Origin of the sequence: Nonomuraea aridisoli (genome assembly GCF_003236395.1) — a bacterium.
GTDB classification, from domain to species: Bacteria; Actinomycetota; Actinomycetes; order Streptosporangiales; family Streptosporangiaceae; genus Nonomuraea; species Nonomuraea aridisoli.
The window spans coordinates 1-8042 of the sequence record NZ_POUD01000357.1 but is presented as its reverse complement, the minus strand read 5'-3'; the positions used below and the strand labels follow the sequence as shown (position 1 = coordinate 8042).

Annotated in this window: 9 protein-coding genes and 1 pseudogene; 8 read left to right on the top strand and 2 right to left on the bottom strand. The window is 72.4% G+C overall.

Translation table 11 applies throughout. The features are described from left to right. Nucleotides 1-454, top strand: a 454-nt coding sequence (locus tag C1J01_RS43695) for an NAD(P)-dependent oxidoreductase (RefSeq protein ID WP_268958807.1), incomplete at its 5' end; no start/stop codon positions are given. A 1-nt stretch (nucleotide 455) separates the two neighbouring features. On the opposite strand, the gene C1J01_RS43690 is transcribed toward C1J01_RS43695, so the two are convergent. Then, nucleotides 456-1025 carry a CGNR zinc finger domain-containing protein gene (locus C1J01_RS43690; protein WP_111184912.1) on the bottom strand — a complete coding sequence of 190 codons (570 nt, stop codon included), beginning with the start codon at nucleotides 1023-1025 and terminating at the stop codon, nucleotides 456-458. A gap of 74 nt (nucleotides 1026-1099) precedes the next feature. Here C1J01_RS43690 and C1J01_RS43685 point away from each other — a divergent pair, with 74 nt between their 5' ends. From C1J01_RS43685 to C1J01_RS43675, 3 genes are all read left to right on the top strand, one after another. Beyond that, nucleotides 1100-1855: a class I SAM-dependent methyltransferase gene (locus C1J01_RS43685; protein WP_111184911.1), complete on the top strand. Its 756-nt coding sequence runs from the start codon at nucleotides 1100-1102 to the stop codon at nucleotides 1853-1855. Between the two features lie 207 nt (nucleotides 1856-2062). After that, nucleotides 2063-2419, top strand: coding sequence for a hypothetical protein (locus C1J01_RS50640; RefSeq protein WP_181449300.1), 357 nt, complete (start codon nucleotides 2063-2065; stop codon nucleotides 2417-2419). Nucleotides 2420-2553: 134 nt separating this feature from the next. Next, nucleotides 2554-3468, top strand: a complete 915-nt coding sequence (locus C1J01_RS43675; RefSeq protein WP_111184910.1) for an SDR family oxidoreductase — start codon at nucleotides 2554-2556, stop codon at nucleotides 3466-3468. A gap of 7 nt (nucleotides 3469-3475) precedes the next feature. Here the strand turns inward: C1J01_RS43675 and C1J01_RS43670 are convergent, their stop codons facing one another. Further along, entirely contained in the window at nucleotides 3476-3817 is a 342-nt protein-coding gene (locus C1J01_RS43670; protein WP_111184909.1) for a YciI family protein, read from the bottom strand. A 106-nt stretch (nucleotides 3818-3923) separates the two neighbouring features. Between C1J01_RS43670 and C1J01_RS43665 the strand changes: the two genes are divergently transcribed. The 4 genes and pseudogenes from C1J01_RS43665 to C1J01_RS43650 all read left to right on the top strand — a co-directional run. Beyond that, complete coding sequence (locus tag C1J01_RS43665; protein WP_111184908.1) at nucleotides 3924-4433, top strand: DUF4365 domain-containing protein; 510 nt, start codon at nucleotides 3924-3926, stop codon at nucleotides 4431-4433. Further along, nucleotides 4430-5530 carry a hypothetical protein gene (locus C1J01_RS43660; protein ID WP_111184907.1) on the top strand — a complete coding sequence of 367 codons (1101 nt, stop codon included), beginning with the start codon at nucleotides 4430-4432 and terminating at the stop codon, nucleotides 5528-5530. Before C1J01_RS43665 ends, C1J01_RS43660 begins: the two co-directional genes overlap by 4 nt. A 2-nt stretch (nucleotides 5531-5532) precedes the next feature. Next, nucleotides 5533-6165, top strand: coding sequence for a hypothetical protein (locus C1J01_RS43655; RefSeq protein WP_111184906.1), 633 nt, complete (start codon nucleotides 5533-5535; stop codon nucleotides 6163-6165). Continuing rightward, nucleotides 6162-8042 (top strand): annotated as a pseudogene (locus tag C1J01_RS43650) (ATP-binding protein); the annotation flags it as partial. The gene C1J01_RS43655 and the pseudogene C1J01_RS43650, both read left to right, overlap by 4 nt.

Here is an 8042-nt window from a genome sequence, read left to right as displayed (position 1 = left end):
CGGCATGGACGTGCTGGCCTGGAGCCAGAACCTGACGCGCGAGCGGGCCGGGGAGTGCGGGGCGCGGCTCGCCCCGAGCAAGGACGCCCTGCTGGCCGGCTCCGACGTCGTCTCCGTCCACGTGGTGCTCGGCGACCGGACGCGGGGGCTCGTCGGCGCGCGGGAGCTGGCGCTGATGAAGCCCACCGCGTACCTGGTCAACACCTCGCGGGCGGCGATCGTCGACCAGGGCGCGCTGGTGTCGGCGCTGCGCGAGGGGCGGATCGCGGGGGCGGGGCTCGACGTGTTCGAGGAGGAGCCGCTGCCCGCCGGTCATGCGTTCCGCACGTTGCCGAACGTGCTGGCCACGCCGCATCTCGGTTACGTCAGCGAGCTGAACTACGCGACGTACTTCCGGGAAGCCGTGCAGGACATCGGCGCGTTCCTCGACGGGGCGCCGATCCGGGTGTTGTGAGTCAGTCTCCTTTGGCCCTGGCCCGGAAGGCCGCGGTCTTGACGCGGTTCTGGCAGGCGGTCGAGCAGAACCGGCGGGTGCCGTTGCGGGAGACGTCCACGTAGACGCGGTCGCAGTGGGCGGCCGTGCAGACGCCGAGGCGGTCGTGGAACTCGCTGCCCAGCACGATCGCCAGGCCGGTGGCGCAGCTCGCGGCCCAGCTTCCGGCGGTGGTGTCGTCGCTGCCGTGGAAGTGCAGGTGCCAGGGCTCGTCGTCGTGCCGTTCCAGCAAGGGCCTGGCCTGGGTCTCCCGCAGCAGGGTGTTCACCTGCGTGGCCGCGCTGTCGACGTCGCCGTCCGCGACCGCGGTGAAGACCGCGCGCAGCCGGGCGGCGACCGCGGCCAGCTGCGCGCCCTCCTCGGCGTCGAGCTCGCGGTAGGCCGGGTACGACATGCGCAGGGCCGCGGTGGCCGCGGCGCCGCCGTCCTCGGGCAGGGAGAAGGGGCGCCCGCGCCGCTCGCCCGGGGTCAGCTCGTTGACCAGCGTCACCGCGACGCGGACCACGGTGTCCATGTGACTGTTGAAGTCCAATTGACCAGTTACACCTTTGTGTTCTATGTTCGTGACTGTCCAAAGCTTAGATGACAGTTACAAGGAGATGTGCCGTGCTCACTCACGATGCCGCAACGAAGTGGATGGAGCGCTGGGACCGCCAGCAGGAGGGCTACCTGCCCGACCGCGAGGAGCGGTTCACCGTGCTGATCGACGCGGTGGAGGCGCTGGGACGGCCCGACCCCGTGGTGATCGACCTGGGGTGCGGGCCCGGCTCGTTGTCGGCCCGGCTGCTGGAGCGGCTGCCCGAGGCCACCGTGATCGGCGTGGACGCCGACCCGCTGCTGCTCGGGCTGGGACGGGCGGCGTACCCGCACGTGAGGTTCGTCTCGGCGGACCTGCGCACGAGCGGGTGGACGCGCGGGCTGGGGCTGGAGCGTCCCGTTGACGCGGCCGTCAGCACGACCGCGCTGCACTGGGTCTCCGAGCAGGACCTCAAGAGCATGTACGCCGAGTTGGCGGGCGTGCTGCGGCCCGGCGGCCTGCTGCTCAACGGCGACCACCTGGAGACCGACGACGCCACCCCGGTCCTGGCGCGGCTGGAGCGCGCCGTGCACGACCGCCAGAGCGAGCGGGTCTTCGGCGCGAACCCGCCCGAGGACTGGCGGGCCTGGTGGGACGCGGTCAAGGCCGACCCGGACTTCGCCGAGCTCGACCAGGAGCGGACGACGGCGGGCGCCGACCACCGCGGCTCGGAGTCCAGCCTGCTCTCCCAGCACGTCGGCGCCCTGCGCGAGGCCGGCTTCACGGAGGTCGGCACCTTGTGGCAGCGCGGCCACAACCGCCTGCTCTGCGCCGTGCGCGGCTGAGCGGCGGAGCGGTCGATCCGGTCGATCACGCCGTACCGGGTCAGGGCGGAGCCCAGCAGGAACAACCCCGGCACGAGCGGGACGCCGTTCGAGCCCAGGAGGAGGGGCGCCACGATCAGCACACCCGCGAGCACCGCCACGGCCCGGCGCGGCAACCACGTGGACGGCAGCAGCACCGCCAGGCCGACGACGGCGTAGATCGCCAGGATGTCGCCCCGCCACAGCAGCACCATGTGGGCCGGCCCCAGGGCGAGCAGCACGAGCAGGCGGCGCAGCAGCACGACCCTCGGCCGCTCGGTGCGCCGCGCGGCCGACTCCAGCAACAACGAGAAGCCCACGCCGAACAGGAACGAGAAGATCGGGAAGAACCGCTGGTCGACGAGGAGGCCCAGCCAGGCCAGGGGGTCGCCGCCGCCGGGGTCGGCGACCACCACGCCGTCGTCGGCGTTCGCGATCGGACGGACGTTCGCCACCAGGATTCCGCAGAGCGCGAACCCGCGGATGACGTCGAGCGCGGCGATGCGCCCGCGGCCATGTACATCGGACATGCGCCTCATCCTGTGAGCCGCGCGTCCTGACCACCTGAGTCGAAAGCAGGACAGGGGGCAGTACTTTCGGTCGGTCTTCCGGTTTTTGGCGGCTTTTCCGGCGCTAAAAGATGACAGGCGTTGTCGGGTTTTCCGCCTAGGGTCGGGCCCGTGGACAAACCGTTGAAAGACAAGATCGCGCTGGTGGCCGGCGGCACGCGGGGCGCAGGGCGTGGCATCGCCGTGGAGCTGGGTGCGGCCGGCGCCACGGTGTACGTGACCGGCCGCACCACGCGCGAGAACCGATCCGAGTACGGCCGCCCGGAGACCATCGAGGAGACCGCCGAGCTCGTCACCGAGGCGGGTGGCGAGGGCATCGCCGTCCAGGTCGACCACCTGGAGCCCGAGCAGGTGCGGGCCCTCGTCGAGCGCGTCGAGCGCGACCACGGGCGCCTCGACGTCCTGGTCAACGACATCTGGGGCGGCGAGCTGCTCGCACAGTGGGAGACCCCGCTGTGGGAGCACGACCTCGCCGCCGGTCTGCGGCTGCTCCGGCTGGCCATCGACACGCACGTCATCACCAGCCACTTCGCGCTCCCGCTGCTCCTCAAGCGGCCGGGCGGCCTGGTGGTGGAGATGACCGACGGCACCAAGGAGTACAACGACCGCAACTACCGCGTCTCGTTCTTCTACGACCACGCCAAGAGCGCCGTGATCCGGCTCGCGTTCGCGCAGGCGCACGAGCTGCGCCCGTACGGGTGCGCGGCGGTGGCGCTGACCCCCGGCTGGCTCAGGTCGGAGATGATGCTGGAGCTGTTCGGGGTGCGCGAGGACAACTGGCGGGACGCCACCGCCCGCGAGCCCCACTTCGTGATCTCGGAGAGCCCGCGTTACGTCGGCCGCGCCGTCGCCGCCCTGGCCGCCGACCCCGAGGTGATGCGCTGGAGCGGCCAGTCGCTCGACAGCGGCCGGCTGGCCCGTGAGTACGGCTTCACCGACCTCGACGGCTCCCAGCCGGACTGCTGGCGTTACCTGGTCGAGGTGCAGGACCCGGGTAAGCCGGCGGACGCCACCGGTTACCGCTGAGCCGGGGTCACGCCTCCCACACGGGCCGGATCTCGATGCCCGCGCCGATGGGACAGCGCCGGGCGATCTCCTCGGCCTCGTCCAGACCGGCGCATTCGATGAGGTAGAAGCCGGCCAGATCCTCCCGCAGCGCCACGAACGGCTCGTCGGCGGCCACCGCCCCGTCGCCGGAGGGCCGCAACGACCGGGCCTCCGCCGCCGGCTTCAGCGCCTCACCGGAGAACGGGATGCCGCGTTCGCGCAGGTATGCGGCGAACGCGGCATGTTCGGCCACCGCCGCGCCCATCTCCTCCTCCGAGACCGAGTCCCAGTAGCCCTCGGGATCGAACAACAGCAGGGCGAATTTCATCGTCGACCTCCCTTCACGAGCATGCCGGAAAAAGACGGCCGAGGGCCGCTGGTCGGGAGATAGTCTCTTGCGTTGCGGATTGTGCGGGAGAGGCGAGGGAGACTGCGTGCTCGACCAGCGGAACCATCAGGGCAAGTTCGCTGAGGACTATGTCCGGGCGCTCGCCTCGGCTGCGGGGCTCCTCGTCTACAAGGACGATCTCGATCATGACGGGATCGACCTCGGCTTCCGCCATCCGGGCAGATCCGGATATATCGCCTCACCGGCCATCGAGGCGCAGATCAAGTCCTGGTCCGCGCCCGCCGTCCAGGGCCCCGACCTGATCTTCCGCGGGCTGAACGAAGTCCAGTACAACAAGCTCGCGGCGGGCCCGTTCCTCGTCCCCCGTTACCTGTTCCTCGTCGTGGTGCCGGCGGAGAGCGAGCACTACGCGCGGGTCGAGACGGACGGGCTGACGCTCAGCAGGCTCTGCTACTACCGCGGCTTCGAGGACGACGAGCCGATCCCCGACCCCAGCCCCAAGCGGTACGCCACCGTCCGGGTGCCCCTGGGCCACGTCCTCACCGTTCGCGCGTTACGCGAGCTGGTCGGCGCCCCCACCGGGTCGCCGGCGTGACCGGGGTCCTGTCGGTCGCCGACGTCACGAGCTACCTGGCCGCCACCGGCTGGGTCCGCCAGCCGGAGGGCTGGCGGGGCGCGGCCGTCTGGGTGCACGACGGCGATCACGAGATCCTGGTGCCCGGCTCGGATGACCTGGCCGACACGCCCCGGCGTCTCAGGGAGATCCTCGCCGTGCTGGCGAGGGTCGAGGAACGTTCCCAGGAGGACATCGCCTCCGACATCGGCGCCCCCATGGCCGACGTGCAGTGGTATCGCGCCCCCATCGTCCCGCGGGACGGGCAGTTCGGGCTCGTCGACGCGGTCACCGCCTTCAGCAGCGCCCAGGCCGCCCTCAGCGCGGCCGCCCGCGCCGCCCTGACCGGTCCTCGGTCGGTGTTCGACGGCGCGGCGCCCAAGCCGGTGCGCGACCTGCTCGCCCGGGTGCGCATCGGGCCGATCGTGCCCTCCGGCGACCTGCTGACCGTACGCGTGCCGTTGGACCGTGCCGACCAGGGCGAACCTCCGCTCGCGCGCCGCACGCTGATCGTGCTCCAGCGGGCGACCACGCTCCTGCGCGAGGCCGGTGACGAGGCGCGCAGGACCGGTGACATCGGCGTCTTCGACCGCGTCGTCGGTGACGGCGTGTCCGCCGACCTGTGCGCGGCGCTCGCCCGGTTCGCCGGCGCCGACCCCGGAGCCCGGTTCGAGGTCGGCTTCCGCTGGGCGCGGGGGCTGCCCTCCGCCGTACCGGCGCGGACGGTCGTCTTCGAGGCCGAGACCGGACGACTGCTCCGCCGCGTCGCCCACCGGCTGCGGCGGCTGCACCGCGAGCACGCCTCGGTCACCGGTCTCATCGGCACGTTGTTCGACAACGGCGGCGAGGACCGGTTCCGCGTCCACGTCCGCGGCGAGGTGTCCATCGCCGGCGGCGAACCCCGTAGCTCCCTGTGGGTGCGGCTGCCCGGCGAGGCGGCCTACGACGTGGCCGTCGAGGCCCACCGCACCAGGACGCCCGTACGCGCCCACGGCACGCTCATGGAAGTGCACGGCCGTCTCGAACTGATGGCCGACCGTTTCGACCGAGTCGTCGACGATCGATCCGAGGAGACCTGACCATGGAGAACACGGCCTTCGGGACCCGAGAACGGGCTCTGCTTCTCGGCCTGATGACGCTCGGCGGCTCGGCGTCCAACCCCGATCTCAAAGCCCACCTCGGGTACGCGCTCGACGGCCCGGCCAGGACCCGCATGAACAGGCTGGGCCTCGTCACGAGCGAGAAGCCCGGCAGGGCCTACCACCACACCCTCACCGAGGACGGCTGGGCCTGGTGCGTCGAAGAGCTGTCCGGCAGCGCCCCCGCGAAGGCGGGATCGCTCGGCCGCACCCTGTACCAGGTCCTCGACCTGCTCAGGAGCTACCTCGACGCGGCCGACCTGAGCCTGGCCGAGTTCGTGGTCAAGGCCCGCGGCGGCGAGACCTTCCCGGGCGATCTGACCCAGGAGATCAGGGACGCCTACTGGCGGCTGGCCCGCGAACCGCAGGACTGGGTGCTGCTCACCCGGCTGCGCCCGTACCTCGGGGACGCTCCCCGCGAGGAGGTCGACGAGGCGCTGCGCCGGATGGAGCGGCTGCCCGACGTGCACCTGGCGCCGGAGGCCGACCAGAAGACCCTGACCGACGCGGACAGGGAGGCGGCCGTGCTGGTGAGCGGCACCCGCAAGCACCTGCTGGCGATCGAGGCGCGATGAACGAGAGCGAGGAGCGCGCACTGCGCGCCGTCTCCAGGGTCCTCAACTGGGCGACGACGGCCGAACACGCCTGGAACCCGCCGCCGTTCCACGTCGACCGCATGCACCCCCGGGCCGAGCGACTGATCCTCGACGGCATCGACGAGGCGTCCGCCGCCACGCGGACCAGCCCGCTCGGCGTCGTCGTCCAGGGCGAGGGCGGCGCCGGCAAGACCCACCTCCTCGGCTGGGTCAGGGGCGAGATCGCCCGTGCGGGCGGCTACTTCTTCCTGGTCGACTTCAGCGCGGGCGACGACTTCTGGCGGCGGACGACGAGCGCGATGGTCGAGGACCTCGGCCGTTCCGTGGCCCCGGACGAGCCGATCCAGGCGATGGTGGCGCTGCGCCGCCTGGCCGCCCTCGCCGGCGTGGACGACCGGATCGAGGCCGCGGTCGACGGCGGCAAGGGCCTCGACCGCGACGACCTCGACGCCCTGGTCAACGGCCTGATCGCGAAGGACCGCCGGCTCCTGCGGTGCCGCGACACCATCCGCGCGCTCGCCCTCTACGCCGCGGCCTCGGGCCCCGCCCTCGACGTCGCCCACGACCACCTGATGTCGACCGAGGAGGCCGAGGAGGGCGATCGGCAGGCGTGCGGCATGAGCAAGGGCGTCAAGGAGCCGCACGAGATCGCGGTCGACCTGTCGATGATCCTCGCGATGACCGGGCCCAGCGTCATCGCCGTGGACCAGATCGACGCCATCCTCGAACACTCCCGCCCGGCCGCGCCGACCGACACCGGCGGGGAGCAGCGCAAGGACGTGATCGACGAGCTCGCCGGCGGGCTCATGGCGCTGGTCCACGCGACCCAGCGGTCGTTGTGCCTGGTGGCCTGCCTGCCCTCGTCGTGGAGCCTGCTGCGGGACCGCGCCATCGGGACGGTGCGCGACCGGTTCCGGCCCGCGCTGATCCTCGGCACGATCGCGACGGCGGACATCGCCCGTACGCTGGTCGAGCGGCGCTTCGCCGTGGCGTACGCGAAGGCGGGGTTCACGCCGCCCGGCCCCGTGTGGCCGATCGCGCCCGCGGCGTTCGAGACGGCGCCGGGCAACACGCCCCGGACCCTGCTCCGGGTCATCAGCGCGCACGTCGAGGCGTGCCTCGCGGACGGCCGGGTGCGGCTGCTGGAACGTTTCGACGACGGCTCCGGCCGCTCGACCCGTGGCGTCACCGAGCCGGCCCCCGCCGAGGACGACTTCGTACGGCTCGACGCCCGCTTCGCCGAGCTGCTGGCGCAGGCGGACACGTCGGGCGCGTTCGATCCCGAGCACGAGGACGAGCTCGTCCCTCCCCTGCTGGCCGCCGGCCTGCGGGCCTGGATCACGGAGCAGGGCGAGGAGGGTCGTGCCTTCTCCGTCGACCCGCCTCCCGGCCGGCGGCCGAGCCTGCACGCGAGGCTCCGCCAGGCGCTGAGCCCGGACTCCGAGGACCAGCGGCACTGGACGTTCCGGATGATCGGCGCGCGGCATCACATCGCCGCGCTCAAACGGCTGACCGACGGGATGCAGGCGTCGGGGGTGGGGCCGCAGACCGCTGATCGGCGCTTCATCGTGCTGCGCAACCACGCGTGGTCGGAGGGGCCGGCGACCCGGGCCCGGGTGGCGGAGCTCAAGGAGTACGGCGGGCTGGCGCTGACCGTGCGCGACGACGACCTGCGCGTCTTCGAGGCGCTGCGCCGGATGGCCGCCGACCAGGACCCGGCCTTCGAGGCGTGGCTGCGCGCCCGCCGCCCCGCGAGCACCACCGAACTCCTCACCACCGTCTTCGCCTCACCGGCAGCCCACCGACAACCGCCATCCGCCACCCGTTCGACCCACGCGGAGCCGTCGGCTCCAGAC

Bases quoted from the DNA above. Each gene is read 5' to 3' on its own strand.
- C1J01_RS50640 (WP_181449300.1), top strand. From the start codon at position 2,063: ATGTCGCCCCGCCACAGCAGCACCATGTGGGCCGGCCCCAGGGCGAGC.
- C1J01_RS43670 (WP_111184909.1), bottom strand. From the start codon at position 3,817: ATGAAATTCGCCCTGCTGTTGTTCGATCCCGAGGGCTACTGGGACTCG.
- C1J01_RS43655 (WP_111184906.1), top strand. From the start codon at position 5,533: ATGGAGAACACGGCCTTCGGGACCCGAGAACGGGCTCTGCTTCTCGGC.